Below are 26,010 nucleotides of genomic sequence, written 5' to 3' on the forward strand. Positions count from 1 at the left end.
AAGGGCAGCCCGTGCCGCGTATCGCGATGATCAGCCTGCACACCTCGCCGCTGGACCAGCCCGGCATGGGCGACGCGGGTGGGATGAACGTCTACGTCATCGAGCTGTCACGGCGCCTGGCGCGACGCGGCATCGACGTCGACATCTTCACGCGGGCCACGTCGTCGACCCTGCCGCACGTCATGGAGACCGATGACGGCGTGACCGTGCGGCACATCACCTCCGGTCCCTTCGAGGGCTTGTCCAAGGACGAGCTGCCCGGCCAGCTGTGCACGTTCGCCCGTGAGGTGCTGAGGGCCGAGGCCGGTCTCGACGCGGGCCACTACGACGCCGTGCACTCGCACTACTGGCTCTCCGGGCAGGTCGGGGCGCTGGCCCGTGACCGCTGGGGCGTCCCGCTGGTGCACTCGATGCACACGATGGCGAAGGTGAAGAACGCCGCGCTCGCCGAGGGCGACAGCCCCGAACCGACCGCCCGGGTGATCGGCGAGGAGCAGGTCGTGCAGGCCGCCGACATGCTGATCGCCAACACCGACGCCGAGGCCAAGCAGCTGATCAACCTCTACGACGCCGAGGCCGGCCGCGTCGAGGTCGTGCACCCGGGCGTCGACCTCGACGTCTTCCGACCGCAGTCCAAGGCCGACGCCCGCAGCTCGCTCGACCTGCCCGCGGACGCCGACGTGCTGCTCTTCGCCGGCCGGATCCAGCCGCTCAAGGCGCCGGACGTGCTGCTACGCGCCGTCGCCGAGCTGCTCGGCCGGTCGCCGGACCTCCGGTCGCACCTCGTCGTCCCGATCGTGGGCGGGCCGTCGGGCTCGGGGCTCGAGCACCCCGAGTCGCTGGCCGAGCTCGCCGCCGACCTGGGCCTCTCCGACGTGGTGCGGTTCGTGCCGCCGGTCGCGCAGTCCGAGCTGGCGCGGTGGTACGCCGCGGCCACGCTGGTCGCCGTGCCGTCGTACAACGAGTCCTTCGGCCTGGTCGCCGTCGAGGCGCAGGCGACCGGGACCCCCGTGGTGGCAGCGGCGGTCGGCGGCCTCCCGACGGTCGTGCGCGACGAGCACAGCGGGCTGCTCGTCGACGGTCACGACCCGGCGGCGTGGTCGGCAGCGCTCGAGCGCGTGCTTCGCGACGACGGCCTGCGGTCCCGTCTCGAAGCCGGCGCGCTCGAGCAGGCCCGGCAGTTCTCGTGGGAGCGCACCACCGACCGCACGCTGGAGGTCTACCGCGAGGCGCGGCGGCTGATGCGAGCGGACACGGACGGTGTGCTGGCGTGAGCGAGGGTCCCAGCGAGGTCGTCCGCTCCTACCTGGAGTCCCAGGAGCTCGACTACACCGAGGTCGCGCCCGGCGTCTTCACCTTCGGGTTGCCCGGGGAGAAGAAGCTGCAGACGCCTGTGCGGCTGGACATCGGCCCGCACTCGATGAGCATCCACGCCTTCGTCTGCCGCAACCCCGACGAGCAGCACGAGCGGGTCTACCGCTGGCTCCTCGAGCGCAACCTCAAGCTCTTCGGCGTCTCCTTCGCCGTCGACCGGCTCGGCGACATCTACCTCGACGGTCGGCTGCCGCTCTCGGTGGTCACCCACGACGAGCTCGACCGGCTGCTCGGCGTGGTCCTGGCCACCAGCGACGACTCGTTCAACGCCATCCTCGAGCTCGGCTTCGAAGGGTCGATCCGCAAGGAGTGGGAGTGGCGCAAGCTGCGTGGTGAGTCCACACGCAACCTCGAGGCGTTCCGCGGCTGGCTCGAGTCGGGTGACGCACCACCCGCGCCCGAGCGGTGACCTAGACAGGGATAGGGATCTCGCGCGCCCGAGGGCCTGTCCAGGTCACCGCCGGTGCAGACTTCGCGGATGGAGTGGCCGCTGTTCGACCTGCGCCTGGCCTGCGGACCCGTCTCGCTGCGGGCCGTGACCGACGCCGACGCCGAGGAGCTGGCGGCAGTGCTGCCCGACGACCTCGAGCTGGACCCGCACCGCGAGCGGTTCCCCGGGCTCGACCCGGCGCGGGACCGTCAGCGCCGCTTCGTCCAGGGACTCTGGAGCTCGCGCGGCGAGTGGTCGCCGGACTCGTGGTGCCTCGACCTGCGCGTCGACACGGCGGATGGCGCGGTGGGCGTCCAGACCCTCGAAGGCGACCACTTCGGCCAGCTGCGGACCGTCGACACCGCCTCGTGGCTGGTGCCCTCGGAGCGTGGCCGGGGACTCGGGGTCGCGATGCGTACGGCGGTGCTCGGCCTCGCCTTCGACCACCTCGGGGCGATCGCCGCGGTCAGCTCGGCCGTGCTCGACAACCACGCATCGCTCGGGGTCTCGCGGCGCCTCGGGTACGCCGACAACGGCCGCAGCCTGATCCGCACCGAGTCCGGCCCGGCCGAGCTGCAGCACCTCCGTCTCACCGCCGACCAGTGGCGAGCGGGCGGGCACCGCGTCGAGGTCAGCGGGGTCGACCCGTGCCGTCCGTGGTTCGGGGTCGCCTGAGCAGTCGGGATCGTCAGCGGGCGAGCAGCACCGCGCCGAGGGCGAGCACGGCGGGCACGGCTTGGACGAAGAGGATCCGCCGGTTGACCGTCGCGGCGCCGTACACCCCGGCGACGACGACGCAGACCAGGAAGAACACCTGCACGTCGGTCCGGTCGGCGACCAGCCCCCAGACCAGGCCCGCGACCAGGAAACCGTTGTAGAGCCCCTGGTTGGCGGCCAGCGCCTTGGACTTCTCCGCGAAGTCGGCGTCGAGGCCGAACACCCGGCGGCCGGTCGGCGTGGTCCACAGGAACATCTCGAGGACCAGGAAGTAGGCGTGCAGCGCGGCCACGAGAGCCGCGAGCACCACCGCGACCACTGTCATGCGGGCAGTGTCTCAGGCACGCTTCTCCTGGGCTTGTGACGCGCCAGGGAGACGCCGAGGAGCGCGAGCACGCCCCCGGCGTAGGCCAGTGTGGGCGGGGTCTCCCCGAGGAAGACCAGACCCATGACGATGGTGATCGGCGGCACGAGGTAGGTCGTGATGCCGAGGTTGCCCGCCGGCATGTGTCGCAGCGCGTAGGCATAGGTGGTGAAGGCGATCGCCGTGGGGAAGACCCCGAGGTAGATCGTCCAGAGGATCGAGGAGACCGGCGCGTCGGCGGTGTCGGACACGAGCTGGCCGGTGAACGGCAGCGAGCAGAGCGCACCGACGCTGCAGGCGAGCCAGGTGACCTGGAGCGCCGGCAACCTGCCGACGACGGGCTTCTGCAGCACCAGGCTGATGGAGTAGACCAGCGCGGAGACGAGGCAGAGACCGACGCCGACCAGGTCGCGATCGCCTCCGGGGGACGACGCTGTGCCAATGAGCGCGACGCCGCCGAAGGCCAGCGCGAGACCCGCCGCCAGGAACGGGGTGAACCGCTCGCCCAGGAACGCCGCGGCCAGCAGCGCGATGAGGATCGGCGCGACCTGCAGCAGCATCGCGGCCGTGCCGGCGTCGACCCGCGTCTCGCCCGCGTTGAGGGCGACGTTGTAGACGCAGAACCACAGGAAGCCGATGACCACGATGCGCACCCACTCACCGCGGCTCGGGCGCACCCAGCCGCGGGTCAGCGCAACCGCCCCGAGCACGATCGACGCCACCGCGGTGCGGCCCAGCGTCAGCGCGCCGGGGGAGAAGTCGTGGCCGAGGTGCCGGATCGCGACGAAGGCCGACGCCCACAGCACCAGCGTCACGCTCACCGCGGCCACCGGGAGCCAAGCGGGCGGACCGGAACCAGCGTCGGCTCGGGTCTCGTCGGTCTGCTGCGTCGTCGTCACCCGGGCAGCCTAGGGACGGGCCCCGACACCCGACACGCGGTTATCGGACAGCGTTGCGGGAGTTCCCGCCAGCCGGGTGGACCGAGCAGGTCCCTAGGGCTCCAGCTTGTAACCGAGCCCGCGCACCGTGACTAAGAAGCGGGGCTCGGCGGGGTCGGGCTCGAGCTTGGCGCGCAGCCGCTTCACGTGCACGTCGAGGGTCTTGGTGTCCCCGACGTAGTCCGAGCCCCAGACCCGGTCGATCAGCTGCCCACGGGTGAGCACCCGGCCAGGGTTGCGCATGAACATCTCGAGCAGCTCGAACTCCTTGAGCGGCAGCCGCTGCTCCGAGCCGTCGACCGTCACCACGTGTCGCTCGACGTCCATCCGGATCGGGCCGACCTCCATTGTCGCCGGCGCCAGGTCGACGTCCTGGCCCCGGCGCAGCACCGCACGGATGCGGGCGACCAGCTCGCGGGGGGAGTAGGGCTTGGTGACGTAGTCGTCGGCGCCCAGCTCCAGCCCGACGACCTTGTCGACCTCGTCGTCCTTGGCGCTGACCATGATCACCGGGACGTTGGACGTGGCGCGGATCTGGCGGCAGACCTCCGTGCCCGGGAGCCCGGGCAGCATCAGGTCGAGCAGCACGATGTCGGCACCGTTGCGGTCGAACTCGGTGAGGGCGTCGGGGCCGGTCGCGGCGATCGCGACGTCGTACCCCTCCTTGCGGAGCATGTAGGCGAGCGCCTCGCTGTAGCTCTCCTCGTCCTCGACGACGAGCACGCGGGTCACCGGCGTACCTCCTGGGGGTGGGTGGGCTGGGTCGCGTTGCCTCCGTCGACCGCGGTGGTCGAGGACGAGGGTTTCGTGCGCGGCTCCCCGAGCGAGACCGCGCTGCGCGGGAGCGAGAGCGTGAAGGTCGAGCCCTGGCCCTCGACGGACCAGACCTTGACCTCACCACCGTGCGTCGCTGCGACGTGCTTGACGATCGACAGGCCGAGCCCGGTGCCGCCGGTCGAGCGGTGCCGGGCGGGGTCGACACGGTAGAAGCGCTCGAAGATCCGGTCGATCTCGGCGGCGGGGATGCCGATGCCCTGGTCGACCACGGAGATCTCGACGGTGGTCGGCGTCGACTTGGCGTTGACGACGACGGCCGACCCCTCGGCGGAGTACGCCACGGCGTTGGCCACCAGGTTGCTCACGGCGGCCAGCACCTGCTCGCGGTTGCCGTAGACCTCGAGCCCGGTCTCGCCGCCGGTCACGAGGCCGATGCGCTTGGTCGACGCGTCGATCGCGCTGGTGTCGACGGCGGCGCTCGTGACGTCGTCGATCGACACCGGTCTCGGGGACTCCAGCGGGTCGTCGCCCTGCAGCCGGGACAGCTCGATGACCTGCTGCACCAGCCGCGACAGCCGGTCGCTCTCGGTCAGCATCCGCGCCGAGAAGCGCTTGACCGCCTCGGGATCGTCGGCCGCGTCGCAGACCGCCTCGGCCAGCAGCCGGATCGCACCGACCGGGGTCTTGAGCTCGTGGCTGACGTTGGCGACGAAGTCGCGGCGGATCGCCTCGACACGGCGCTCGCGGGTGCGGTCCTCGACGAGGGCCAGCACCAGGCGGGAGCCCAGGGGGGCGACCCGGGCGGTCACCGTGCGCGGAGGCAGGTCGGGACGGGTCATCATCAGCTCGGTCTCGCGGATCTGCCCGTCACGACGCACCTGCCGCACCAGGTCGGCGAGGGCCTCGGACGCCAGCGCCGTACCTCGCACCAGGCCGAACGCGTACGCCGGCGCAGACGCCTTGACCACGACGTCGTCGCCGTCGACCAGCACGGCCGAGCTCCGCAGCACCGAGAGGACGGCGGCCGCGCCCGGCGGGACCGCGGGCTCCGTCTGCGGGACGTGGCGCTGCTGGCGGTCGCTGATCGCCCACGCCAGCACCGCGCCGCCTGCCACGACGGCGCCGACGAGCGCGGCCAACGCGGCTTGCGTGGTCGGGTCCACGTCTCGATGGTACGCAGCGCGTCACCGGACGTTCGCTTCCTGCGAGGCGACCTAGGGAACGTTCATCCCGCGTTCACCGCATCCCCCCGGCTGGTCATCTTGCGCACGTACGGTCCTACGTATGCGAGAGGCCTACCACGAGCAGCTCGACGCGCTCTTCGACGACCTGGCGGCGATCTCGGTCCAGGTCACGAAGGCCGTCCACGACGCCAGCCGCGCCCTGCTCACCAGCGATGCTGCCATCGCCGAGACGGTGATCTCCGACGACAAGGAGATCGACCGAGCCGCCGAGTCCGTCGAGGACGCAGCGTTCCTCCTGCTCTCCCTGCAGCAGCCCGTCGCCGGCGACCTGCGCACCATCGTGGCCGCGCTGCGGATGGTCAGCGAGCTCGAGCGGATGGGCGACCTCAGCGTCCACGTGGCCAAGATCGCCCGCCTGCGGGTGCCCGAGATCGCCGTCCCGCCCCAGGCGCGACCGACCCTCCTCCGCATGGCCACCGTCGCCGAGGAGATGGTGTCGCGGCTCGGGCCCATCATCGGCGGGCGCGACGTCGCTGCCGCCGAGGAGCTCGAGCTCATGGACGACGAGATGGACCAGCTCCGCGTCACCACGTTCTCCCAGCTGCTCGTCGGCGAGTGGACCCACGGCATCGAGTCCGCCGTCGACATCGCCCTGCTCGGCCGCTACTACGAGCGGATCGCCGACCACGCCGTGTCGGTCGCGCACCGGGTCGTCTTCGTGGTCACCGGCCAGCACCCGGTCGGCGTCTCCTGAGACTCTTCTCTTGCGTGCGTCACCGGCCGGGGGTGGTCGCGCTCTTCAACAGCGCAGCTGGCAGGAACGGGTCAGCGGCCCTGGTTGGCCACGGCCGCAGCAGCGGCGGCGGCCGCCTCGGGGTCGAGGTACTCGCCACCCGCGACGGTCGGCGCCAGCGAGTCGTCCAGCTGGTAGACCAGCGGCTGGCCGGTCGGGATGTTGAGGCCGGCGATGTCCTCGTCGCTGATGCCGTCGAGGTGCTTGACCAGCGCACGCAGGGAGTTGCCGTGGGCGGCGACGAGCACCGTGAGGCCGGCGCGCAGGTCGGGGACGATGCCGGACTCCCAGTAGGGGAGCATCCGGTTGACGACGTCCTTGAGGCACTCGGTGCGCGGCATCTGGTCGCCGAGGTCGGCGTAGCGCGGATCTCCTGCCTGGGAGAACTCGTCGCTCGGGTCCTGCTCGGGCGGGGGTGTGTCGTAGCTGCGTCGCCAGAGCATGAACTGCTCCTCGCCGTACGCCTCGAGCGTCTGCTTCTTGTCCTTGCCCTGAAGCGCACCGTAGTGGCGCTCGTTGAGCCGCCAGTCGCGGCGTACGGGGATCCAGTGCCGATCGGCGGCGTCGAGGGCGAGGTTGGCGGTGGTGATCGCCCGCCGGAGGAGCGAGGTGTGCACGACGTCCGGGAGCAGCCCGGACTCCGCGAGCAGGCGGCCGCCGGCGACGGCCTCGGTGCGGCCCTTGTCGTTGAGGTCGACGTCGACCCAGCCGGTGAAGAGGTTCTTGGCGTTCCACTCGCTCTCGCCATGGCGGAGCAGGACGAGGGTCATCGTGGGCACGACGTCACTCCGACTCGGTGTCGGCGGTGGCGTCGGGGCTGCTCGGCCCGTCGAGATCGGCGTAGTAACCGGCGTTGTCGACGACCGGGACGTCCATCGTCGAGCTCTCGCCGGACGAGAAGCCGATCGTCACCGTCACGAAGTCTCCCGCCTCGAAGTCACCGGTCAAGGTGATCGGCTCGACGTCGACGAGGTTGACCAGCGAGCCGGGACCGACCTCGATCGGCTCGAACTCGGCAGCCTCGACGTCGGAGCCGCCGGCGGGCGCCAAGGAGTCGAAGGTGCCGGAGTCCCGCTGGTCGCCGTTGGAGAGCGAGGCGACGAATCGGCCCTGCCCCGGCGCCGAGGACACCACGACCGCGCTCAGCACGTCGATCTGGCCGTCCTGGTCGCTGACCCCGACTCCCGGCGTGTAGGGCCGGTCGGTGGCCGCGTCGAAACCACAGGACGTGAGGGCCGAGGCTGCCAGGGCACCCACCACGAGGGCGGTCGTGCGGCGGCGTCGGGGCCAACGGTGGGGCATGTGTGCTGCCTTCGCGGTCGGGTCGTCGGACGTGCTCACCCTAGTGCCTCCGCTACCTCGGACGCCGCCAGGCTCAGGCGTCAGGCTAGGAGCGCAGCCCACCGGCGAACGCCGCGGCCACGAGCCCGGTCACGACGGCCGTGGTGGCGATGCCGGTCAGCACCAGCAGCCGGGTCGCGCCGGTGCGCAGCCCGACGCGCAGCGGGAGGTGCCGGTAGCCGACCCGGTTGTCCTGCACCAGGTCGGGCAGCGCGCCGAGCACGTGCACGCACACCCCGAGGAGCGCCGACAGCGCGACGAGGACCGGCCGGGGCGGGCCGATGTCGCCGGCCGGGGGCGAGCCGCCCCAGCCGCCGTACGACAAGAAGGCGGGGTACGCCGCGAACGCGACCGCCCACGGCAGGAAGCTCAGCCACGACCGCCGCAGGACCAGGTTGCCGAGCAGGCCGACCGCGACGCTGCCGAGGTACCAGCCCCCGGCGACCACCCCGCTGGTCAAGGAGAGGGGGATCAGCAGGAGCACGGCGCAAGCCATCGCGAACCACGCGTTGGCAGGGCGGACGTCGCCGGCGGCCAGCGGCTTGGACGCCAGCTCGTCGGCGTCGAGCGCCGCTCGGTCGCGGGCGACGTCGACGAGGTCGTTGTGCCAGCCCAGCACCGCCTGGCCGACCAGCACGGCGGCGGCGACCACGCCGACCTCCCGTGCCTCCCGCCCGCTCACGGCGGCCGCGCCGGCGAGCCCGGCCATGACCAGGAAGGCTCGTCTGGGGTGGCTCGCCCGGGTCAGCAGCGACCACGTCTGCGACAGCGCGGACATGCCCGGCAGTATCGGCCACCGGCCCCCGCAGAGACCGCCGACGTGCCGCGCACGCACAACCCGGGCCGCGATGTCAAGCCCTCGCGTATCCTCAATAGGGCCTCTGACCTGCGCAAACGCTTCGAGTAGCCCGCAGGGGACGTGATAGACTGGAGCCCTAGGAAGAGGGGCACATCACATATGACTTTCACCGTAGGCGAAACGGTTGTTTACCCGAATCACGGCGCCGCCGTCATCGAGGACATCGAGATGCGGACCATCAAGGGGGAGGACCGGGAGTACCTCGTCCTTCGGATCGTCGCCCAGCAGGATCTCGTCGTCCGAGTCCCTGCCTGCAACCTTGACCTCGTCGGCGTCCGCGACGTCGTCGACAAGGAAGGGCTCGACCGCGTGTTCGACGTCCTGCGCGCTGCGCACGTCGAGGAGCCGACCAACTGGTCGCGCCGCTACAAGGCCAACCTGGAGAAGCTTCACTCCGGCGACGTCATGAAGGTCGCCGAGGTCGTGCGCGACCTGTGGCGCCGCGAGCGCGACCGCGGCCTGTCGGCCGGCGAGAAGCGGATGCTGGCCAAGGCCCGGCAGATCCTCGTCTCCGAGCTGGCGCTGGCCGAGCACACCAACGAGGACAAGGCGGAGGCCATCCTCGACGAGGTGCTCGCCTCCTGAGCGCCACCCCTGACGACAGGCGACGCCCCCGGACCAGCTCCGGGGGCGTCGCCCGTTCTGCGTCTGGTGTCCGGGTGGCGGTGGTCGTGGCCGGACGCGGCGACCTGGCCTTCGCGACCCTGCACGGCGAGCCGCTCCTGGCTCATGCACTGCGGACCGCGTCGGCCGCGGTAGCGGCCGAGGTCGTGGTCGTCGTCGACGACGCGACGCGCCGGGCTGCCCAGGACGTCGCCCCCGCCGTCGCCTCGATGACGGTCGAGGAGTGGTGGGCGAGCCGTACGGCGCCGGCCGAGCTCGTCCACGACGCGCTCTGCCCGCTCGCGCCGGCCTCCCTGCTGGCCGAGGTTGCGGCGGCTGCGGGGCGAGGGCCGGCCGTGGCGGCGTACCGACCGGTCACCGACACGGTGAAGACAGCCCGGGACGACCGCATCGAGGGCACCATCGACCGCGACGGTCTCGGCATCGTGGTCGCACCCGTGCTGGTCCCGCTCGAGGTCGGAGCCGATGGGCCCGCGCCGCCGCTCGATCTCGCCCGGCTGGTCGACTGGCTGCGGGCGCGGACGACCGTCGACCTGGTCCGCTCGCCGTCGCTGGCCCGGCGCGTGCACGACCTCGGCAGCGTCGCGCTGCTGGAGTGCGTCGACGAGATGGCGCGGCGTACTCGCTGACGTCGGGGCGCCGGGTCGTTGCGTGGGGCCACTGCCGCGCAATTGAACTGATGTTGCCCTTCGTGGGCCGCCGTGGCGGCCCTAACTGCGCAATTGCGCGGAAATGGTCGTCACGACTTGCGGCGCAGGACCTCGGAGAACTCCCGCACGAACTTCACCGGCTGGCGCAGGACCGCGCCGGGGAGCGAGCGCAGGTAGCCCCAGGGGTCCTTGCGCGCCCGGCGCAGCATGCGCCCCGGCTTGCTGAGGATGCGCTTCTCGAGGTCGTGGGCGTACGCCGGCAGCATGGTGCGCGGGTTGACCTCGAGGTGGGTGCCGCAGCGCGTGCAGCGCGTCGACTCCAGCAGCCGCCCGGCGTAGTGGAGCTCGTGCGAGGTGTCCAGGTCGCAGGTCTCGCAGTGCAGCTCGACGTGCTCGGTGCTCATGCGCCCTCCTCCATGGGTCCGGTCGCCGGGCGGTCGTGGCGGTCCTGGCGGTCCTGGCGGTCCTGGCGGTCCTGGCGGTCCTGCCGGGGATGCCGGGCGTGCCGCAGCCAGTCGAGCGGCGAGTGGTGCGCCGACGGCGCGCGCCGGTCGCTGAGGTCGTAGCCGGCCTTGGCGAGCAGCCGCTCCGCGAGGAACAGGTCCTCGGGGAAGGTGATCTTGAGGTTGCGGGCGTCGCTCGGCACGCAGGCGATCGGCAGGTCGGCGTACCGCTCGATGCAGCTGGCGGTGTCGGTGCCGACGAAGCCGTCGCGGTCGGCGGCGCGGTACGCCGCCAGCAGTGGAGCGGCCGCGAAGGCCTGAGGGGTCTGCACCGCGACGACCGCCCCCTCGGTGACCGCCGAGACATCGTCGGGTCCGGCCTCGCCGTGGGGCGCGAGGGTGATCAGCCCGGCCGGCGCGAGGACGGGGAGCGCGCCGCCGTGCAGCGACGCCGCGGCGACGACGTCCTCGAAGAGGCGGGTGGAGGCCAGCGGGCGGGCGGCGTCGTGGATCACCACCACGTCGACCTCACCGCGCTCGATCGGCCCGGCCAGCGCCTGCAGGGCCGCCCACTCCGAGCCGTGCCGGCTGTCGCCGCCGACCACCACGGTGACCTCGGGGCCCTCGAGCTCTCGGTCGAGCGTCCGCTCGACGACCTCGCGGTCGCGCTCGCGGATGACCAGCACGGTGTGGGTGACGTGGGGGAGCTCCCGCGCCCAGCGGATCGACCAGGTGAACACCCGTCGCCCCGCCAGCGGCAGCAGCACCTTGTTGGTGTCCTGCCCGACCCGCCGCCCGTCGCCGCCCGCGAGGACGACGAGGGCGGCACGAGGAGCGGAGGGCACCGCCAGAGCCTAGGGGGCGCCAGCGAGCGCGTCCCGGAGCTCCTTGAGGCTGGGCGCCGTCTCGGTGTCCATCGCCTCCTGGATGCGGCGCATCCTGACGATGGTGGAGTCCTCGAGCAGCTCGACGTCGTCGTAGGTCAGCAGGTGGTCGGCCGGGACGTCGCGGGTGAGGGTCGCCCCCGCGAGCACGCCGAGGGGTACGCCGTTGTCGCGGACGAAGTCGGCGGAGTCGTCGATGAGACCGCGCACGGTGCTCCCGCCGATGCCGTCGATCCGCTCGCCGGCCTTGAGGGGCCGCTTGGTCTCGGCGCCGACCTCGGCGGTCCAGTGCTCCGAGGTGAGGCTGGCCCGGTGGTCCAGGGCCATCTCGTAGACGGTGAGCGGCGCCTCGAGCGAGGCCAGGTGGTAGGGGCGGTAGAGCGCGAAGTACGGCCCGTCACCCATCTGGAGGTAGGTCATCTCGTGGTGGACGTAGGGGTCCTCGGTGCGGACGACGACGAACACCCCGGGCGCGACCGGCCCGGTGCAGTAGTCGACCACGCCCGGCTTCTCGAGGACGCCGCCGTCCTCGACGAGGGCGAACGTCTGGTGCAGCGTGGGCACCGTCGAGGCCGGACCGTGCATGCCGCGCTTGCTGACGCCGAGGCCGGTGGTGTTGGCCAGCGACGCCATCTCGATCATCGCCTTCGACCCGTCGACGAAGCTGGTCAGCATCTTCGCGTTCATGCCCTTGGACGTCGCCCGCTCGGCGAGCGAGTCGGGGGTGGCGTAGCGGTCGAGCGGGTTGTTCTTGCCCTTGCCGGCGCAGATCACCTCGAAGTTCAGGTCGCGGGCGAAGTCGACCAGGATCTTGGTCTCGACCGGCTCGTCACCGCGGCACACGGAGTAGATGGCGCCGGACTCGTCGGCGAGCCGCGCGAGGTAGCGGCCGATCGTGACGTCGGACTCGACGTTCAGCGTCGCGAAGCCCATGCCCGCCGCGAGCGACTCGACCGCCGCGCGGGCGCCGACGTCGGGGACGCCGGTGGCCTCGACGACGATGTCGAGCGGCAGGGCGCCGAGCTCGTCGATGCCGCCGAGTGCCACGGACCCGCCGTTCTCGATGGCGCGCACTGCCTCGTCGGTGGTGGTCGCCTTGTCGGGGGTGATGCCCGACTGGCCGAGGGCCTCCTCGGCGCGCTCACGCTGGACGTCGAGCACGGCGGAGAGGGAGATGCCCGGCATCCGGAGCAGCTGGGCCGCGAATCCACGGCCCATCTGGCCGGCGCCGATGAGGCCGACGCGCAGGGGGCGTCCGGTCTCGTCCAACCGCTGTTGGAGGCGATCGCGGTAACTCATGGTGGTCAGGTCTCCTGAGATCTGGTGATGGTGAACGCGTCACCTGGGGTGAGGCGCGGGATGGGGCCGACGGCGACGCAGACGTCACCGGGCAGCTTGGCCTCGGTGCGGCCGTCGGCCTTGAGGTCGAGGTGGCCGAGGTTGAGCAGGTTGTCCCGGACCACCGATCCGACGGCGAGGATCTCCAGGCTGGTGTCGCCCAGGGTGATCGTGTCGCCGGGCCGGGGCCCGTCCTCGGCGCTGGTGACCTGGTGCAGCACGGACATGTCGTGCAGCTCCTCTGGGGCACCAGCGCCGAAGAAGATGAGGATGCCGTGCTCGAGGAAGGCCTCGACCTGGCTCCCGATCTGGGTCACCGCCGACTCGTAGACCGGTCGTGCACCGGTCTGCACCGGGTCGGCGGTGGTCATGCCTCCTGCACGTCCTCGGGCTTGACCCCGGAGACGAAGAGCTCCTCGGTGATGAACATCGCCAGCGGCCCGGACGGGCTGGTGGCGTGCACGTCGACCGTGAGCACCTTCTTCATGGGGTAGACGCCGACGCGAGCGGTGCCACCGCAGTCGATCACCGCGACGGCGATCTTCTCGAACTTGGCCGAGCTGGAGAAGCCGTCGAAAGCCTCGCCGCCGGTCAGGTCGGCGATCCGCTGGGCCACGGGGTGGATCCCTCCGCCGGTGACGGAGTAGATGAGCGGGCGCTCGTCGGTCGGCGTGATGGTCAGGGGACCACCCCAGCCGCCGCGGCCCTTGGTCACCGTCACGGACTTGTAGTCAGGCATGTCGAACCTTTCAGTTGGTGGCGGGTCAGCTGGAGCTGTAGAGCCCGAAGCTGGCCAGCCAGGCGAGGACCACCGAGATCGGACCGGTGAAGAGGCGGGAGATCAGCACGGCTGGAACTCCCACTTCCACAGTTTCCGGTTCCGCCTCTCCGAGGGCCAGGCCCACAGGGATGAAGTCGCAGCCGACCTGGGGGTCGATGGCGAACAGGGCGGGCAGGGCGTACTGCGGCGGGATGTCACCCTCCGCGATGCGCGTGCCGAGGAGCACGCCGACCACCTGCGCGATGACGGCACCAGGACCGAGCACCGGCGAGAGGATCGGGATGGCGCAGAAGATGCTGATGGCGAGCAGACCGACCAGGTTGCTGGCGAGCGGCTCGATCAGGTGCGCGAGCCAGCCGCCGATGGTGCGGTCGTTGATCACGACGCCGTTGATGATGCCGATCAGGACGGCGATGAACGCCATGAAGGGCAGGATGTTGCGGATGACGGTGTCGATGGTGTCGCGACCGGCCTGGTAGAGCGTGCCGACGACGCCGCCGACCGCCTTGCCGATCCTGACGAGCAGGGTGTTGAACCCGCTCATGCCGCCGCCGCGCTTGGGTGAGGTGGTGGTGGTGCTCATGCCGCGGCCTCCTGCAGCTCGCTGTCACGACGGGCGATCATCCGGGTCGTGATGAACTCGGTGACGACGCCGCGGATGAGGATGACGACGAGGCCCACCATCAGGTAGCGCACGGCCAGGTCGGTCTCGTTGAGCCCGAGCTCGATGATGCCCGCGGCGATGCCGAGGAACACGAAGAGCTCACCGGGGTTGGCGTGCGGGAAGATGCCCGTGATCGGGTGCACGAAGCTCACGGCCGAGTCGTAGAACGCCGGCTTGTAGCGCTCCGGAAGGAAGCGACCCATGGTGTAGGCCATCGGGTTGGTCAGGAAGAACACCGCGAGGAACGGCAGGACCAGGTAGCGCACGGGGTAGTAGATGAGCCCCGGACGCGCAGCCATCTCGCCGATCTTGTCGATCTTCTCCGGCCCGATGAACCGGATGAGCGCGTTGACGGCCGTCAGCAGCACGATCAGGGTCGGAATGATCCCCGTGACCAGGCCCATGAAGGTGGCGCCGCCCTGCTCGAAGACGCCGATGAAGGCGTCGGCCCATCCTGCGATGGCGCCCCAGAAGCCACCTGGTTCATTGACCGTCGGTGTCTCCTCCGCGGCCTGCAGGGCCGCGGCCAGGAATGTTGCTGGCATGATTTCTCCTGTCGAGTCGGCCTTCTGTCGAAGGACCGTGATGATGCTTGCCTGGCATCGGTGGTTCTCGTTCTCATGAGCGGGATCGTCCGCTCGACCGGTACGGGTCGGGTCCGCGGTGAGGGTTGCCGCCCTCTCCTTGGTTCAGCTCGTTGGATCAACGGGCCCGGCTCGCGCCGATAGGCGCGCGTGCGAGCGGCCTCAGGCAGCGTCGGTGAGCTGGCGACCACCCCCTTGCCCGAGAAGCTCGACGGCCTGTCGGGCCGCCTCTCGCTGCTGCCTGGTGAGGCCGGGGTACGCCCGGTCCCCGAGGATCTGGTTGGCCTTGGCGCCCACGATCGCCGGGCAGGCCTTGCCGCGGGCGAAGGTGGTGAAGCCCTGGATGGTCAGCGCGTCGCGCACGATCCGGTGCTCGTCGACGGCCAGGGCGACGTACGCCCGGCCGCCGCGGTAGCGCTTGCCGCCGATGCCGATGCTGACGGGGGTTCCGGGGTTGCGGGCGCGGAGCGCGCGCACCTGCTGTTGGAAGGCCACCGACTGCTGGTAGGTCAGGTAGGCCTGGACGACCCAGCCGGCGACCACGGCGGCGAGGAGGATGAGCGCGGAGTCCATCAGCTGGTCCTTTCGTTGGCGGGCTGGGCGGGCTGGGTGGGGACGGGCTGGGTGGGGACGGGCTGGGCGGGGGTGGGCTGGAAGGAACCGTCGGTGTGGGCGGCGCTGAGCACGCTGCGGGCCAGGCTCTCGTCGCAGACGAGGGAGTCGACGACGCGGCCGCGCAGGGCGCCGAGCACGCCCGGGGTCTTGGCCCGACCCGAGGCGACGCCGACGACGTGGGGGATCGCGAGCAGGTCGGACAAGGTCACCGCGAGCACCCGGTCCTCCACCGCGCCGTGGATGGGCTGGCCGCTGGCGGTGTAGTAGCGGGCGCCCACGTCGCCCACAGGGCCGGCGGCCCAGAACGCCGCCTGCTCCTTCTGGCTCAGCCCCAACGACAGCAGCACCGCCTCGGACGACCCGTGCGTCGGCGTACCGATCCCGACCAGCGCCAGGTCGGCGCGGGCCGCCTCGGCGACCGAGTCGGCGATCGAGGGCTCGGCCATCAGCGCCTCACGAGCGGCCGAGGACTCGAGTGCGGCGGGAGCGTGCAGGAACCGGTAGTCGGCGCCGAGGCGCACGGCGAGCTCACGGACCAGGGCCTGCCCGCTGATCTCGTTGCGCACCGACGACAGTCCGCCGACGAGCTGGCAGAGCGTGAGGTCGTGGTAGGTCTGGTCGGTCGTGGTGGCGTACACCATCGACTGCAGTGCGGTGCCCCACGACAGGGCGACGGTCATCGAGTCCTTGAGGTGGTCGAGCAGCAGCCGTGAGGCCTGGGCGCCCACCTGGTCCTCGATCCGCAGGCCGGCCCCGGTGCGCGCGTGCGCGACCCGGACCTCACGGAGCCCGAACAGGTCGCGCAGCTCGTCCTCGAGCTCGTTCACCCGGCCGGCCGGGTCGTTGACCCGGATCTCGACGATGCCCTGCTTCTGCGCCTCGGTGAGCATCCGCGACACGTTGCTGCGGCTCGTCCTCAGCAGCGAGGCGACCTCGGCCTGCGAGCGCCCCTCCACGTAGTAGAGGCGCGCCGCAGCCACCAAGGTGGCGGGATCGCGTGGAGTAGGCATGTTCACCTTTGTGACGATGGATGTTCACATTCGTTCGCGACGAACGTAGGGCTGTGACGGTGGTCACGTCAAGGGTTCTGGCGAGGTTTGGTCCGCCAATTGCTGGTGGCGAGAAGGTCAGGCGGGCGGCACGTCCAGCAGCTCGGCGAACCGGGCCAGCAGGTCGGCCCCGTGGGCGCCGTCCGCCACCCGGTGGTCGACGGTCACGCCGGCCTCGACGGTCAGCGCGACGCCGAGGCCGCCGGGCACGGCGACGGGCCGCGGCCTGATGGAGCCGAGGGACAGCACGCTGGCCTGAGGGGGCGTGAGCAGGGCCTGGAAGCGGTCCACGCCCGCGCCGCCGAGGTTGGACAGGGAGCCGTTGGCGACGGCCATGTAGGCACCGTCGACCTTGCCGCCCTGGGCGGCCCGCACGACCTCGCGCACCTCCGCGTCCTTGTCGCGCGCGTCGCCCAGGTCGGGCTCGGCGAAGACCGGGACCAGCAGGCCGCGGTCGGTGGCCACGGCGAGCGCGATGCTCGGCGGGCCCGCCGTGGTCGGCTGGTCGTCCTCCCAGCGGGAGAGCAGCTCCGGCACTTCGCGCAGCGCGGCGGCGTACGCCCGCAGCAGGACGGTCGTCCACGAGAGCCCGTTGCGCCGCGCGTTGGCGGCATCGAGGTGGATCTCGCGCCAGACGGTGAACTGCGGGATCGCCGCGGTGGGCACCATGACGCGGGCCACCGCACGGCGCACGGCGACGCGGCGGGCCTGGGCCTTGTCGGTGGGGACGGCGGCAGCGGTCGCCGCGGGGGCGCTCACCGGGGCCGGGGGTCTCGACTGACCGCTCGCTTCGCTCGCTGCTCGACCACCGGTGGGCAGCGCCTGCTCCACGTCGGACACCCGGACCAGGCCCTCGGGACCGGTCGGGGTCACGGTCTCCAGGTCGATGCCGTGCTCGCGGGCGAGGCCTCGTGCGCGGGGGACTGCGGGGATCGGGCCGCTGTCGGCTTCCTGGGGACTCGGGACGGTTGCTTGCGCGACCTCCTCGACCACCGATGAGGGCGGCTCCTCCTCGGCCGCCGGTTGGTCCGGCTCGGCGGCTGCGTCGGCCTGGACGGGTTCGGGGACGGGGGCGGCGAGGAGGTCGCCGAAGCCGCCGCCGTCGTCCTCGCCCTCGACCCAACCGATCGGCTCGCCGACCTCGACGATGCCGGACTCGACGACGATCTCCACCAGGGTGCCGGCGACCGTGGCCTCGACCTCCATGTCGACCTTGTCGGTCATCACCTCGGCGACGACGTCGCCGACGGCGATCTCGTCGCCGACCTTGACGCTCCAGCCGTTGACCTCGCCCTCGGTCATCGTCATGGACATCTTGGGCATCCGGATGGCGAGCCTGGCCATGCTCAGGACTCCTTCATGAGCACGCGGGCCGCCTCGACGATGTCGGGCACCTGCGGGACGGAGGCGCGCTCGAGCTGCGGCGCGTAGGGGATCGGGATGTCGAGACCACTGAGCCTCTTGACCGGCGCGAGCAGCCGGTAGATCGTCGGCGACTCGGTGATGCGGGCTGCGATCTCGGCGGTGAAGCCGGCGTGACCGGGCGCCTCCTGGACCAGCAGCAGTCGGCCCGTGCGCGAGACGTCCTCGTGGATCGGGGCGTCGTCGAGCGGCGAGAGCGTGCGCGGGTCGAGGACGGAGATGTCGATGCCCTCGCCGGCCAGCGTCTCGGCGGCCTCGAGGGCACGCGACACCATGATGCCGGTGGCGACGAGGGTGAGGTCACGACCGGTGCGGTGCACGGCGGTCTTGCCGATCGGCACGCGGACCGCCTCCTCGGGAACCGGGCCCGAGGTGCGGTACAGCAGCTTGTGCTCGAGCACGATGACCGGGTTGGGGTCGTCGATGGCCGAGAGCAGCAGGCCCTTGGCGTCGGCCGCGGTGGCGGGCATGACCACCTTGAGGCCGGGCACGTGGGCGAACCACGCCTCGAGGCTCTGGGAGTGCTGGGCCGCGGCGCCGGTGCCCGATCCGGTCGGGGCGCGCAGCACCATCGGCACGGTGGCCGCGCCACCGAGCATGAAGTGGATCTTCGCGGCCTGGTTGACGATCTGGTCCATCGCCTGGTTGGTGAAGTCGGAGAACTGGATCTCCACGATCGGGCGCATCCCGGCCAGCGCCGCCCCGACCGCCGCGCCCACGATGCCGAGCTCGGAGATCGGGGTGTCCCGGATCCGCTCGGCGCCGAAGCGGTGGTAGAGGTCGCCGCTGACGCCGAACGCGCCGCCGTACACCCCGATGTCCTCGCCGAGCATGAAGACGCGGTCGTCGGCCTCCATCGCCTGGCCGATCGCCTCGCGGACGGCCTCGGCGTACGTGATCTCGCGTGTGGTCATGTTGATCAGCCTCCTCAGGCGCCGAGCTGGGCGGTCACGGGTGCGAACACCGCGTCGAGCAGGTCGGCGGGTTGGGCGTCGGGGGCGGCGTTGGCTTCACGCACCGCCGAGCGCATGTCCTCGAGCGCCTGGGTGCGGACGTGCTGGATGTCCTCGTCGCTGAGCAGCCCCGCCTCGCGGATCTGTGCCTCGAAGCGCAGGATCGGGTCGAGGCCGCGCCACTCGGCGATCTCTTCCTTGGTGCGGTAGAGGTTCTTGTCGGACTTGCTGTGGCCCTTCCAGCGGTAGGTCACGTTCTCGACGAGCGTCGGCCCCTCGCCGCTGCGGGCCCGGGCCACGGCCTGCGCCACGACGTCGTAGACGGCGGCGACGTCGTTGCCGTCGACGGTGACGCCGGGGATGCCGTAGCCGGCGGCGCGTTCGGAGATGTGCTCGATCGCGAAGGCCTTCTCGGTCGAGAAGGACATGCCGTACTTGTTGTTCTCGCAGATGAAGACGACGGGGAGGTTCCAGATCGCGGCCAGGTTGACCGCCTCGTGGAACGCGCCCTCGTTGGCGGCTCCGTCGCCGAAGAAGCAGGCCACGACGCGGTCCTCGCCGCGCAGCTTGTAGGCCAGCGCCGCGCCGGCGGCGATGGGGATGCCGCCCGCCACGATGCCGTTGGCGCCGAGGTTGCCGGTGGCGACGTCGGCGATGTGCATCGAGCCGCCGCGGCCGCGGCAGTAGCCGGTCTCCTTGGCGAGCAGCTCGGCCATCATCGCGACCAGGTCGGCGCCCTTGCCGATGCAGTGTCCGTGGCCGCGGTGCGTCGAGGTGATCGCGTCGTCGGGGCGCAGCGCCCGGCAGGACCCCGTCGCCGAGGCCTCCTGGCCGATGGAGAGGTGCATCGTGCCGTGCATGAGACCCCGGGCGAAGAGGTCGTCGACCGCCTCCTCGAACCGCCGGATCGTCCACATCGTCAGCAATGTCTCGCTCGCGCTGGCCGCGTCTTGGAGGGGGTGGGTCATGGTGCTCCGTTCGGGCGTCCATCTGCACAAATGTGCATATGTCAATCACGTCTGTTCACGAACCGTAGAGCGTGAGACGGACGTCACGCAAGAGGCGATCTCGTTTCCTGGCCGTAACAGGTCGTTACCGGGCGACAACCTGGGGTGCGTCAGCGCGGCCTACCGTCGCGCCATGGGCGCAGTCGCATGGGAGCCGGTGTGCCGGGCGGACGAGCTGGAGTTCGAGCGCGGCGTCTCAGCGCTGGTGCACGGACAGTCGATCGCCATCTTCCGCACCGCGTCCGACGACATCTTCGCGCTCGGCAACCACGACCCCTTCGCCCGCCGCTCTGTGTTGGCGCGGGGGATCGTGGGGCTGCGGCGCGGCATCCCGTTCGTAGGCAGCCCCGTGCACAAGCACGCCTTCGACCTGCGGACCGGCATGTGCCTCGAGGTCGAGACGGTCAGCGTGCCGGCGTACGAGGTGAAGGTGGTCGACGGGATGGTGCTGGTGGGAGGGCGGCTCAGAGCCCAGGCTTGAGGTTCGCGCTGAAGACGTCGTCACCGCCGTAGCCCGACTCCTGCCAGACCAGCCGGTTGCCCGACAGGTCCGGGTAGCCCTGCTGGCCACGGCTCGCCCTCACCGGGAACGTCGATCCGGAAGCTGGTGAGAAGACCATGAGGTCGGTGTCGCCGGCGCTGATCCCCTCTGATCTGGCCACGCCACCGCCGAGCGTGCCCACACGGTCGGCCCACACGACGTACGACGCGGACACGGTGACGCCCATCGGAGCCGCGTCGCCGGAGAGCTTGTACACCCCTCCGGACGCCGTGTCCGCCGCGGCGGCCTCCCCTCCGCGGTCGACGGCGGCGACCAGGTCGCCGTAGATGTCGACCGAGACGACCAGCTCACCCATGCTGCCGAACTTGGCGAACTTCCCGCCGGGTCGAGCGGTCCACAGCTGGCCCCCGTTGGTGCCGAAGGCGATGCTGCCGCCACCGGCCCCGAGCGCGGTCACCTGCTGGCCGCCGAGCCGGGGAAGCCGGGTCCTGACCACCTTGCCCGCCGCGTCGACGAACCCGACGATCCCGGCACTCTCGTCGACCCAGGCCGCACCGTCCTCGGAGCCGGCCAGCCCGATCTCGTAGGTGCTGTCGTCGACACGGGCCACGAGCTTGTCCCCACCCTTGTCCCTACCCTTGTCCCCGCCGCCGGCAGCACGGATCAGACCGTAGAACGAGTCGAGGCGCACGGACGCGTTGCCTGCGAACGCGAGCTGCCAGGTGTCGGGGTAGTCGGCGAGCACGCGTGGCTTGCCCGAGCCGTCCTTGACGGTCGCCAGCCCGAGCGGGCCCTGCCCACGCAGCAGCCACCCGGTGCGGGTGCCGCTGACGACGGGCTCGATCTCGGTGCCGGAGGAGACGGCGACCGGGTCTCCGAAGGGCTCCAGGAACGCCGAGCAGTCGGCGCAGATCTTGTTGAACTCGAACTGCTCCCGGGCCACTCGCAGGATCGTCGGGTCGTCGCGCCGCGCCGAGATCGCCTGCTCGACCGCCGACCGCGCGGTCAGGAAGCCCGCGGTCGGGCCGAGCCGGTTGGTGAGCGCGTCGTAGACGGCGGCGTCGAACGACTGCGCCAGCGGGGAGTCGTTGCCCGACCTGCCGTCGATCCTCGCCAGGCGTGCGCGGATGCTCCACAGCGCGTTGTTCCAGATCGAGGAGTTGAGGTGGACGCCGCCGTTGTCCTGCGTGCTCACGCCGAGCAACGCCAGGTGGTTGGGCGGGTTGAGCAGGTAGAGGTAGTCGTCGAAGGTGTTGCCGGTCAGCATGTAGCGCGTCGCGAGGCCCTCGGGGTAGTCGTTGCAGAAGTAGGTCTCGGTCGTGAAGCCGACGCAGGCGTCCTCCATCAGCAGCGGGGTGTCGACACCCTTGTAGCGGTTGCCGATCACGTTGCCGAAGTAGTCGGAGAAGCTCTCGTTGAGCGCTCCGCTCTGGCCGGCGTAGATGAGCGCCGCGCTCGAGCTGGTCACCCCGTGGGTGATCTCGTGGGCGGCGGTGTCGATCTCGACCTCGGTGACCTCCTGGGGTGCGCCGCTCGAGTCCTGGCACGGGTTGCCGTAGACCATCGCCGGCTCCGCGAGGTTGGGGTCGAACCGCGAGTTGCAGTAGCTGTTGTCGCCGTAGTTGACAACGCTGATCAGGCTGGCGCCCTGGCCGTCCCACGACAACCGACCGTGGACGTCGCGGTAGTAGTCGTAGATCTCGCGAGCCAGCGAGTGCGCCGCCAGCGCCTCGGGGTCGGTGATGCGGGTGCCGCCGCGCTCGACGTAGGCATCGCCGGGCAGTGGCTTGCGGTCCTCGTATCGGTCGCCCATCGTGAAGGTGTAGATGCCGCCGCGACCGCTGCTCGCGGCGTACGACGGCACGGTGCTGTCAAGCAGCTGCACGCCGCCCGCGACGCGGGTTCCGTTGGCCCGCAGCTCCTCGCCTCCGGGACCGCGACCGTCGACCTCGACGGTGTCGCCGGGCGCGCTCTGCGCGCTGGCACGCGACGTCGTCAGGTGCACGCCGGGCTGCTGCCGGGGCGTGCTCCACCGCGTCGACGCGACGGTGCGGGTCTCGGCCGATCCCGGGCGGAAGTCGAGGGGGTCGCCGGTCTGCGCGTCGAGCAAGTAGGTGCCGTCGGTCAGCCCGATCGGCCCGCGCTCGGGGTCGACGCCGGCGACGACCACGCTCCATGCGAGCCGTCCGGTGCCCTGCGGCAGCACCACGAGCGCCGGTTGCCGCTGGACGGTCCCGCCGGTCAGCCGGACGGCCGCACGCCGGGCCGCGCGCCGGCCGAGCCCGGGGGTGGTCGACACGTCGAGGCCGGGATAGACCCGCCCGCCGACCGCGTGCAGCACCGCTCCGTCCGTGGTCGACAGGTCGAAGACCAGCCCGCCCTCCAGCACGGGCACGCCGCCGAGCCGCTGGGTCGCGCGGATGGTCACGGCACCGGACTCGTGCTCCGGCAGGGCCCCCGCGCCGTCGGGCTCGACGTCGGTCGCGGAGACGCCGAAGAGGTCCGGCCCGTAGGCGTCCAGGAAGGCCGCGATCACCACGGCCACCTCGGGCTCGGCCGGCTCGGTCGCCGCGGGGTAGCGGCCGCCGTCGAGCTCGCCCAGGTAGCCGGTGACGTCGTCCTGGCGGCCCACCCACCCCGAGCGTGTCGTCGCGCGGAGGTCGTCGATCGCCCGGTCCAGCGAGCGCAACCGGTCGGCGGCGGCCACCGCGTCGCCGGGCGAGTACGTCGTCGACACGACCAGCGTGCTCGGCTCCCGGTCGCTGGCCAACGGGCCACCATCGGGGCTGCCAGGGACCGGTGAGCACGCGGCGACCCCGAGCGCGGCGGTGCCCGCGACGACGCCGGCGAGCACGCGGTGCGCGGCGGTCCTCCTCGGCATGCGGCTCCTCCCAGACGGCCCTGACTGTCTCGGGGAGCAGGGTCCCTCACCAGTCCCGGGTCGCGCCCGATGGTCTAGATAGGACTGGCCCCGAAGGACCGGCCCCGCCCACGATCGGCGGTGACAGAATCCGGCGACCACCACCAGATCCGGGGGAACCACGTGCCCTGCTCGACCTGTGCGGCCCACAACCCCGAGGTGGCGGCGTACTGCCACCGATGCGGCAGCTCGTTGCACGCAGCCTCCCGCGGTGGCGCCTACGCGATCCAGGGCGGGGAGGGGGTCGGCCAGTTCGCCCTGATCTCGACGATCATGCCGCACACGTCGCGGCGGACGGCTGACTCCTACCGCTGGGCGCTGATCGCCAGCTCGGTGCTGATCCTCGGCGCGACCTTCCTGGGGCTGCTGCCGATCGCGGTCGCGGCGGCGGCGTTCCTCGTGCCGATGACCTACCTCGTCTACGTCTACGACGTGAACCTCTGGGAGGACACGCCCGTCAGGTTCGTGCTCGCGGCCTTCGTGGTCACCGGGGCGCTCGCCGTCGTGGTGTCCTTGTTCTTCTTCCGATGGGTGTTCGCCGACGACTTCACCGGCCTGCTGCTGAGCGTCAACCGCGGCGGCGTCGGGGCGATGCCGATCGGCGCGCTGCTGGTCTTCGCGGTGCTGCTGCCCCTGGTCGCCGAGGTGGTCAAGAACCTCGCCGGCATCGTCCTCGCCCGGATGCCGCAGTTCGACGACATGGTCGACGGGCTGACCCTCGGCATCGCGTCCGGGACGGCGTACGCCGCCTTCGAGACGCTGGTCCTCTTCTCGGCCGTCTTCACCTCGCCGCAGTTCCGCACCACCGAGGGGCTGGCCAGCTGGATCGCCGTCGTCGTCAACCTGATGATCGTGAAGTCGCTGATCTACGGCACGGCGACGGGCATCTCGGTGGCCACGTTCTCCGGGCGCGGTCAGGGCTACGACGGCTTCACCGGCCGCTACCTCGCCGCTTTCGCGCTGGCAACCGGCGCCAACGCGGCGTACTGGCTCGGCGTGCGGCTGCTCGCCTACGTGCCCTGGGGTCAGGCCCTCGGCGTGCTCTGGGGTTTCGTGATCCTGGCCGCGCTGGTGATCCGGCTCCGGGTGGTCATGCACCAGGCGCTGCTCGAGGCCGCCGTCGAGGACGCGGCCCGCGGTGCCGACCTGCGCTCGACGAGCATCGAGTCGTTCTGCCCCGAGTGCGAGCACGCGCTGCTCTCCGGCTCGCAGTTCTGCATCGTGTGCGGCACGTCGGTGCGCTCGACGTCGCACCAGAACCGGACCCATCTCGGCGTCGGCCGGACAGGTGGTGCCGCATGAGCGACGAGACCCGTCCCGGCTCCCCGCCCGACCACGTGCCCGACGAGCCGGAGACCTACGCCGCGGCCCCGGTCGACCCGGCCGACCCGGCCGGCTTCGGGCCCGCGCAGGGCCAGGCGCCGATGACCGCGACGCCTCCGGGAGGGCGCGCCACCAAGGGCCGCACGATCGCGCTCATCCTCGCGGGCGTCGTGACCGTCGGCCTGCTCGGCGCGGTCGCCGGCCTGGTGCTCGGCGACGACGGTCCGGCCGGGACGCCCAGCCCACCGGCGTCGCCCCTCGACCGGGCCGAGGCGACCGGAGTCGTCTCCGGGCGACCTCCGGCGATCACCCTGGCCGCGGCGCTGACTGCTCCGTTGGGCGCCCCGCTCGCGCCGACGCAGGACCTGACGCCCGAGGGGGAGGACCCCGACGACGCCGGCGAGACCGACGACCCGGGTGGCGGGGACCTCGGCGGGGACCTCGGCGGGGATCTCGGAAGTGACGAAGGACGGCTGGTCACCCTCGACCCCGGCGTCGACGTCTACGTGCCGGCGGGCTGGGAGGTGATCGGCCAGGACGACACCGCGATGCTGCAGCACGCCGGCCGCACCTACGTCTTCACCATCACCGGCGTGACCGACCCCTCCACCGAGGCGGCGGCGCTGATGCAGGAGATCGCGCCCGACCTGCTGCCGGACTCGACGTACACCCAGTTCGAGAGCAGCGAGATCACGCCCGTCGAGCCGACGGGGTCGTTGGTCTCGCTGGCCTTCGTCGACTACGTCGCGACGTACGTCGACGCGCAGAGCTCCAGCCCGATCTACGGGCGGCTGATCGTGGGCATCCGGCAGGACGGCGTCGCGCTGGCGATGACCATCGAGTCCTCCCCACCCAAGGCGTTCAACAAGGAACAGCCCGACTGGACGCTGATCCCGGGAGTCACCTTCACGGTGTTCTCGGGGCAGTGAGCCCCGCCGCTCGTCGCCAGCCGTTCCTACCCGGCCGCCACGACGAGGGCGGTGGCGATGGCGGCGACGCCCTCGCCGCGGCCGGTGAGGCCGAGCCCGTCGGTGGTGGTCGCCGAGACCGACACGGGGGCGCCGACGGCCTGCGACAGCACCGACTCGGCCTCGGCGCGCCGCGGACCCAGGCGCGGACGGTTGCCGACGACCTGCACGGCGACGTTGCCGATCTCGAAGCCGGCGGCGCGCACCAGGCGCGCGGTCTCGGTCAGCAGGTCGACCCCGGAAGCGCCCGCCCAGCGCGGGTCGGACGTGCCGAACACGCTCCCGAGGTCGCCGACCCCTGCGGCACCCAGCAGGGCGTCGCAGGCCGCGTGGGCGGCGACGTCGGCGTCGGAGTGCCCCTCCAAGCCTTGCGGCTCGTCGGGCCAGTGGAGCCCGGCCAGGTGCATCGGCCGGCCGTCGACGAGGCGGTGCACGTCGGTGCCGGTGCCCACGCGCGGGAATCCGTAAGGAGTTCGTTCCACCTGCCTGATCATGCCTGAGGGAGA

30 protein-coding genes are annotated in these 26,010 nt (G+C 71.6%); 9 read left to right on the plus strand and 21 right to left on the minus strand.

Annotated elements, in window-relative coordinates; genetic code table 11:
- The first annotated feature begins 11 nt into the window (after window positions 1–11).
- The 3 genes from mshA (at window position 12) to ABD295_RS13320 (ending at window position 2,479) form a co-directional block, all read left to right on the plus strand.
- Entirely contained in the window at window positions 12–1,274 is a 1,263-nt protein-coding gene (mshA, locus tag ABD295_RS13310) for a D-inositol-3-phosphate glycosyltransferase (protein WP_344304235.1), read from the plus strand.
- On the plus strand, window positions 1,271–1,783 hold the full coding sequence (locus ABD295_RS13315; RefSeq protein ID WP_344304236.1) for a type III secretion system chaperone family protein: 513 nt from the start codon (window positions 1,271–1,273) through the stop codon (window positions 1,781–1,783). The genes mshA and ABD295_RS13315 overlap by 4 nt, the downstream gene beginning before the upstream one ends.
- Before the next feature lie 69 nt (window positions 1,784–1,852).
- The gene (locus ABD295_RS13320) at window positions 1,853–2,479 is read left to right on the plus strand and encodes a GNAT family N-acetyltransferase (protein ID WP_344304237.1); all 627 of its coding nucleotides are present in this window, start codon (window positions 1,853–1,855) and stop codon (window positions 2,477–2,479) included.
- Window positions 2,480–2,492: 13 nt separating this feature from the next.
- Here ABD295_RS13320 and ABD295_RS13325 read toward each other — a convergent pair whose 3' ends face one another.
- The 4 genes from ABD295_RS13325 to ABD295_RS13340 form a co-directional block, all read right to left on the minus strand.
- On the minus strand, window positions 2,493–2,846 hold the full coding sequence (locus tag ABD295_RS13325; protein WP_344304238.1) for a DUF1304 domain-containing protein: 354 nt from the start codon (window positions 2,844–2,846) through the stop codon (window positions 2,493–2,495).
- Window positions 2,843–3,784, minus strand: a complete 942-nt coding sequence (locus ABD295_RS13330) for a DMT family transporter (protein WP_344304239.1) — start codon at window positions 3,782–3,784, stop codon at window positions 2,843–2,845. Before ABD295_RS13330 ends, ABD295_RS13325 begins: the two co-directional genes overlap by 4 nt.
- 93 nt (window positions 3,785–3,877) lie before the next feature.
- Window positions 3,878–4,555, minus strand: a complete 678-nt coding sequence (locus ABD295_RS13335; RefSeq protein ID WP_344304240.1) for a response regulator — start codon at window positions 4,553–4,555, stop codon at window positions 3,878–3,880.
- Window positions 4,552–5,763, minus strand: coding sequence for a sensor histidine kinase (locus ABD295_RS13340; RefSeq protein ID WP_344304241.1), 1,212 nt, complete (start codon window positions 5,761–5,763; stop codon window positions 4,552–4,554). The genes ABD295_RS13335 and ABD295_RS13340 overlap by 4 nt, the downstream gene beginning before the upstream one ends.
- A 121-nt stretch (window positions 5,764–5,884) precedes the next feature.
- On the opposite strand from ABD295_RS13340, the gene phoU reads away from it, so the two are divergent.
- A complete protein-coding gene (gene phoU / locus ABD295_RS13345) occupies window positions 5,885–6,538 on the plus strand; it encodes a phosphate signaling complex protein PhoU (RefSeq protein WP_344304243.1) in 654 nt (217 codons plus the stop codon).
- 71 nt (window positions 6,539–6,609) lie between these two features.
- Here the strand turns inward: phoU and ABD295_RS13350 are convergent, their stop codons facing one another.
- The 3 genes from ABD295_RS13350 to ABD295_RS13360 are packed head-to-tail and all read right to left on the minus strand — an operon-like array spanning window position 6,610 to window position 8,696.
- Window positions 6,610–7,347 (minus strand): phosphoglyceromutase, encoded by a 738-nt coding sequence (locus ABD295_RS13350; RefSeq protein WP_344304434.1) that lies wholly within the window; start codon window positions 7,345–7,347, stop codon window positions 6,610–6,612.
- 13 nt (window positions 7,348–7,360) lie between these two features.
- Window positions 7,361–7,918: a hypothetical protein gene (locus ABD295_RS13355; protein ID WP_344304244.1), complete on the minus strand. Its 558-nt coding sequence runs from the start codon at window positions 7,916–7,918 to the stop codon at window positions 7,361–7,363.
- 46 nt (window positions 7,919–7,964) lie between these two features.
- A complete protein-coding gene (locus ABD295_RS13360; RefSeq protein WP_344304246.1) occupies window positions 7,965–8,696 on the minus strand; it encodes a UbiA family prenyltransferase in 732 nt (243 codons plus the stop codon).
- Between the two features lie 180 nt (window positions 8,697–8,876).
- On the opposite strand from ABD295_RS13360, the gene ABD295_RS13365 reads away from it, so the two are divergent.
- Both ABD295_RS13365 and ABD295_RS13370 read left to right on the plus strand, forming a co-directional pair.
- Window positions 8,877–9,362 (plus strand): CarD family transcriptional regulator, encoded by a 486-nt coding sequence (locus ABD295_RS13365; RefSeq protein ID WP_134739844.1) that lies wholly within the window; start codon window positions 8,877–8,879, stop codon window positions 9,360–9,362.
- Between the two features lie 74 nt (window positions 9,363–9,436).
- Window positions 9,437–10,030, plus strand: a complete 594-nt coding sequence (locus tag ABD295_RS13370) for a 2-C-methyl-D-erythritol 4-phosphate cytidylyltransferase (RefSeq protein WP_344304247.1) — start codon at window positions 9,437–9,439, stop codon at window positions 10,028–10,030.
- Window positions 10,031–10,140: 110 nt separating this feature from the next.
- On the opposite strand, the gene ABD295_RS13375 is transcribed toward ABD295_RS13370, so the two are convergent.
- The 12 genes from ABD295_RS13375 to ABD295_RS13430 all read right to left on the minus strand — a co-directional run bounded on the left by ABD295_RS13375 (window position 10,141) and on the right by ABD295_RS13430 (window position 19,752).
- Window positions 10,141–10,455, minus strand: coding sequence for a hypothetical protein (locus ABD295_RS13375; protein WP_344304248.1), 315 nt, complete (start codon window positions 10,453–10,455; stop codon window positions 10,141–10,143).
- A complete protein-coding gene (locus ABD295_RS13380) occupies window positions 10,452–11,339 on the minus strand; it encodes an IspD/TarI family cytidylyltransferase (protein ID WP_344304249.1) in 888 nt (295 codons plus the stop codon). The genes ABD295_RS13375 and ABD295_RS13380 overlap by 4 nt, the downstream gene beginning before the upstream one ends.
- Window positions 11,340–11,348: 9 nt before the next feature.
- Entirely contained in the window at window positions 11,349–12,677 is a 1,329-nt protein-coding gene (locus tag ABD295_RS13385; protein WP_344304250.1) for an NAD(P)H-dependent oxidoreductase, read from the minus strand.
- A 5-nt stretch (window positions 12,678–12,682) separates the two neighbouring features.
- Window positions 12,683–13,087, minus strand: a complete 405-nt coding sequence (locus tag ABD295_RS13390) for a PTS glucitol/sorbitol transporter subunit IIA (RefSeq protein ID WP_344304253.1) — start codon at window positions 13,085–13,087, stop codon at window positions 12,683–12,685.
- Window positions 13,084–13,455 (minus strand): PTS glucitol/sorbitol transporter subunit IIB, encoded by a 372-nt coding sequence (locus tag ABD295_RS13395; RefSeq protein ID WP_344304254.1) that lies wholly within the window; start codon window positions 13,453–13,455, stop codon window positions 13,084–13,086. Before ABD295_RS13395 ends, ABD295_RS13390 begins: the two co-directional genes overlap by 4 nt.
- A 25-nt stretch (window positions 13,456–13,480) precedes the next feature.
- Window positions 13,481–14,080 carry a PTS glucitol/sorbitol transporter subunit IIB gene (locus ABD295_RS13400; RefSeq protein ID WP_344304255.1) on the minus strand — a complete coding sequence of 200 codons (600 nt, stop codon included), beginning with the start codon at window positions 14,078–14,080 and terminating at the stop codon, window positions 13,481–13,483.
- Window positions 14,077–14,706, minus strand: a complete 630-nt coding sequence (gene srlA, locus ABD295_RS13405; protein ID WP_344304256.1) for a PTS glucitol/sorbitol transporter subunit IIC — start codon at window positions 14,704–14,706, stop codon at window positions 14,077–14,079. The genes ABD295_RS13400 and srlA overlap by 4 nt, the downstream gene beginning before the upstream one ends.
- A 201-nt stretch (window positions 14,707–14,907) precedes the next feature.
- Window positions 14,908–15,318 (minus strand): transcriptional regulator GutM, encoded by a 411-nt coding sequence (locus ABD295_RS13410; RefSeq protein WP_344304257.1) that lies wholly within the window; start codon window positions 15,316–15,318, stop codon window positions 14,908–14,910.
- Window positions 15,318–16,370 (minus strand): sugar-binding transcriptional regulator, encoded by a 1,053-nt coding sequence (locus ABD295_RS13415; protein WP_344304258.1) that lies wholly within the window; start codon window positions 16,368–16,370, stop codon window positions 15,318–15,320. Before ABD295_RS13415 ends, ABD295_RS13410 begins: the two co-directional genes overlap by 1 nt.
- A gap of 117 nt (window positions 16,371–16,487) precedes the next feature.
- Window positions 16,488–17,753: a dihydrolipoamide acetyltransferase family protein gene (locus ABD295_RS13420; RefSeq protein ID WP_344304259.1), complete on the minus strand. Its 1,266-nt coding sequence runs from the start codon at window positions 17,751–17,753 to the stop codon at window positions 16,488–16,490.
- A 2-nt stretch (window positions 17,754–17,755) separates the two neighbouring features.
- Window positions 17,756–18,745, minus strand: coding sequence for an alpha-ketoacid dehydrogenase subunit beta (locus ABD295_RS13425; protein WP_344304261.1), 990 nt, complete (start codon window positions 18,743–18,745; stop codon window positions 17,756–17,758).
- 14 nt (window positions 18,746–18,759) lie between these two features.
- A complete protein-coding gene (locus tag ABD295_RS13430; protein WP_344304262.1) occupies window positions 18,760–19,752 on the minus strand; it encodes a thiamine pyrophosphate-dependent dehydrogenase E1 component subunit alpha in 993 nt (330 codons plus the stop codon).
- 172 nt (window positions 19,753–19,924) lie between these two features.
- Here ABD295_RS13430 and nirD point away from each other — a divergent pair, with 172 nt between their 5' ends.
- A complete protein-coding gene (nirD, locus tag ABD295_RS13435) occupies window positions 19,925–20,272 on the plus strand; it encodes a nitrite reductase small subunit NirD (protein WP_344304263.1) in 348 nt (115 codons plus the stop codon).
- Here the strand turns inward: nirD and ABD295_RS13440 are convergent.
- Window positions 20,256–23,174: a M4 family metallopeptidase gene (locus tag ABD295_RS13440; RefSeq protein ID WP_344304264.1), complete on the minus strand. Its 2,919-nt coding sequence runs from the start codon at window positions 23,172–23,174 to the stop codon at window positions 20,256–20,258. The genes nirD and ABD295_RS13440 overlap by 17 nt on opposite strands.
- Before the next feature lie 120 nt (window positions 23,175–23,294).
- On the opposite strand from ABD295_RS13440, the gene ABD295_RS13445 reads away from it, so the two are divergent.
- Together ABD295_RS13445 and ABD295_RS13450 are read left to right on the plus strand one after the other, a co-directional pair.
- A complete protein-coding gene (locus ABD295_RS13445; RefSeq protein WP_344304265.1) occupies window positions 23,295–24,515 on the plus strand; it encodes a PrsW family glutamic-type intramembrane protease in 1,221 nt (406 codons plus the stop codon).
- Window positions 24,512–25,465 (plus strand): hypothetical protein, encoded by a 954-nt coding sequence (locus ABD295_RS13450; protein ID WP_344304266.1) that lies wholly within the window; start codon window positions 24,512–24,514, stop codon window positions 25,463–25,465. The genes ABD295_RS13445 and ABD295_RS13450 overlap by 4 nt, the downstream gene beginning before the upstream one ends.
- A 26-nt stretch (window positions 25,466–25,491) precedes the next feature.
- Here the strand turns inward: ABD295_RS13450 and ispF are convergent, their stop codons facing one another.
- A complete protein-coding gene (gene ispF, locus ABD295_RS13455; protein ID WP_344304267.1) occupies window positions 25,492–25,986 on the minus strand; it encodes a 2-C-methyl-D-erythritol 2,4-cyclodiphosphate synthase in 495 nt (164 codons plus the stop codon).
- Window positions 25,987–26,010 lie beyond the last annotated feature (24 nt).

The sequence above is a fragment of the Nocardioides bigeumensis genome (assembly GCF_039531755.1).
Taxonomy (GTDB): Bacteria; Actinomycetota; Actinomycetes; order Propionibacteriales; family Nocardioidaceae; genus Nocardioides; species Nocardioides bigeumensis.

Excerpts from the sequence above, each read along its gene's own strand:
- ABD295_RS13320 (WP_344304237.1), top strand. The coding sequence starts at position 1,853 with ATGGAGTGGCCGCTGTTCGACCTGCGCCTGGCCTGCGGACCCGTCTCG.
- ABD295_RS13325 (WP_344304238.1), bottom strand. The coding sequence starts at position 2,846 with ATGACAGTGGTCGCGGTGGTGCTCGCGGCTCTCGTGGCCGCGCTGCAC.
- phoU (WP_344304243.1), top strand. The coding sequence starts at position 5,885 with ATGCGAGAGGCCTACCACGAGCAGCTCGACGCGCTCTTCGACGACCTG.
- ABD295_RS13350 (WP_344304434.1), bottom strand. The coding sequence starts at position 7,347 with ATGACCCTCGTCCTGCTCCGCCATGGCGAGAGCGAGTGGAACGCCAAG.
- ABD295_RS13360 (WP_344304246.1), bottom strand. The coding sequence starts at position 8,696 with ATGTCCGCGCTGTCGCAGACGTGGTCGCTGCTGACCCGGGCGAGCCAC.
- ABD295_RS13365 (WP_134739844.1), top strand. The coding sequence starts at position 8,877 with ATGACTTTCACCGTAGGCGAAACGGTTGTTTACCCGAATCACGGCGCC.
- ABD295_RS13375 (WP_344304248.1), bottom strand. The coding sequence starts at position 10,455 with ATGAGCACCGAGCACGTCGAGCTGCACTGCGAGACCTGCGACCTGGAC.
- ABD295_RS13385 (WP_344304250.1), bottom strand. The coding sequence starts at position 12,677 with ATGAGTTACCGCGATCGCCTCCAACAGCGGTTGGACGAGACCGGACGC.
- ABD295_RS13390 (WP_344304253.1), bottom strand. The coding sequence starts at position 13,087 with ATGACCACCGCCGACCCGGTGCAGACCGGTGCACGACCGGTCTACGAG.
- ABD295_RS13395 (WP_344304254.1), bottom strand. The coding sequence starts at position 13,455 with ATGCCTGACTACAAGTCCGTGACGGTGACCAAGGGCCGCGGCGGCTGG.
- ABD295_RS13400 (WP_344304255.1), bottom strand. The coding sequence starts at position 14,080 with ATGAGCACCACCACCACCTCACCCAAGCGCGGCGGCGGCATGAGCGGG.
- srlA (WP_344304256.1), bottom strand. The coding sequence starts at position 14,706 with ATGCCAGCAACATTCCTGGCCGCGGCCCTGCAGGCCGCGGAGGAGACA.
- ABD295_RS13410 (WP_344304257.1), bottom strand. The coding sequence starts at position 15,318 with ATGGACTCCGCGCTCATCCTCCTCGCCGCCGTGGTCGCCGGCTGGGTC.
- ABD295_RS13415 (WP_344304258.1), bottom strand. The coding sequence starts at position 16,370 with ATGCCTACTCCACGCGATCCCGCCACCTTGGTGGCTGCGGCGCGCCTC.
- ABD295_RS13420 (WP_344304259.1), bottom strand. The coding sequence starts at position 17,753 with ATGGCCAGGCTCGCCATCCGGATGCCCAAGATGTCCATGACGATGACC.
- ABD295_RS13425 (WP_344304261.1), bottom strand. The coding sequence starts at position 18,745 with ATGACCACACGCGAGATCACGTACGCCGAGGCCGTCCGCGAGGCGATC.
- ABD295_RS13430 (WP_344304262.1), bottom strand. The coding sequence starts at position 19,752 with ATGACCCACCCCCTCCAAGACGCGGCCAGCGCGAGCGAGACATTGCTG.
- nirD (WP_344304263.1), top strand. The coding sequence starts at position 19,925 with ATGGGCGCAGTCGCATGGGAGCCGGTGTGCCGGGCGGACGAGCTGGAG.
- ABD295_RS13440 (WP_344304264.1), bottom strand. The coding sequence starts at position 23,174 with ATGCCGAGGAGGACCGCCGCGCACCGCGTGCTCGCCGGCGTCGTCGCG.
- ABD295_RS13450 (WP_344304266.1), top strand. The coding sequence starts at position 24,512 with ATGAGCGACGAGACCCGTCCCGGCTCCCCGCCCGACCACGTGCCCGAC.